This window comes from Streptomyces sp. URMC 127 (assembly GCF_051386535.1).
Lineage (GTDB): Bacteria > Actinomycetota > Actinomycetes > Streptomycetales > Streptomycetaceae > Streptomyces.
The window spans coordinates 1-1,000 of the sequence record NZ_JBPQTW010000462.1; the positions used below are offsets into that span (position 1 = coordinate 1).

General features: G+C 72.7%; 1 protein-coding gene. It reads right to left on the minus strand.

Annotated features, from left to right (window positions below):
• Positions 1 to 162: 162 nt before the first annotated feature.
• Positions 163 to 864, minus strand: a complete 702-nt coding sequence (locus ACSNOH_RS34905) for a ribonuclease HII (protein WP_436725461.1) — start codon at positions 862 to 864, stop codon at positions 163 to 165.
• Between the last annotated feature and the right edge of the window lie 136 nt (positions 865 to 1,000).

Consider the following 1,000-nt stretch of genomic DNA (forward strand, 5'->3'; position numbering starts at 1 on the left):
CAGGGACAGGGCGGGGGGTCGGCGTCGTACGGCCGGGGGCCGGCACGGCGCGGGGACCCGGGACACTCTCGTGAATCTGAGGCTCCTCGGGGATGAGAGGCATGAGTTGATGTTTATCAAACGCCGGTGCGAGTCGCGTCGGCGGGTGGCGGTCAGGGCCGCTCAGAAATCGAAACCGAGCTGGCCACCGGCCTCCAGTGAAGCTGTGTCGGGGACGCTGCGTACCCGCTTGAGGTGCTGCCACCTGGGCAGTGCGTCCAGATAGGACCAGGACAGCCGGTGGTGCGGGGTGGGGCCCAGCGCCTCCAGGGCGGCGCGGTGCACCGGCGAGGGATATCCGGCGTTGTCACAGAAGCCGAAGTCTTCGTAGCCGTCGCCCAGTTCCGACATCATCGCGTCGCGCCGGACCTTGGCGAGCACCGACGCCGCCGCGACGACCACGCAGGACTGGTCGCCCTTGATGACCGTGCGGACCCGCCAGGGATCGCCGAGGTAGTCGTGCTTGCCGTCGAGGATCACCACCTCGGGCCGGACGGGCAGTGCCTCCAGGGCACGGTTCGCGGCCAGCCGCAGCGCCGCCGTCATGCCCAGCTCGTCGATCTCCTGCGGGGAGGAGTGGCCGAGCGCGTGGGCGGTGACCCAGCTCTCCAGCTGCCCGGCGAGGGCCGCTCGCCGCTTGGGCGTCAGCAGCTTGGAGTCGGTGAGGCCCTCGGGAGGGCGGCGCAGCCCTGTGACGGCCGCGCACACGGTGACCGGGCCAGCCCAGGCGCCCCGGCCGACCTCGTCGAGCCCGGCGACGACCTTGGCTCCGGTCGTTGCGCGCAGGGAGCGCTCGACGGTGTGGGTAGGCGGTTCGTACGGCATGGCGCCAGCAAGCGTACGCCCCTGCGCCCGGCCCGAGTAGCCCCGCCCCCTCCCCTTTCTTCCGGTCGGTTCCATTCCGGTTTCCTGCGGTACCCCGGCGGCCCGGCCGCCCGGGGGGCCGGGGCGCCCCCGCCGG

Coding starts and splice junctions, on each gene's coding strand:
- ACSNOH_RS34905 (WP_436725461.1), bottom strand. CDS start 864: ATGCCGTACGAACCGCCTACCCACACCGTCGAGCGCTCCCTGCGCGCA.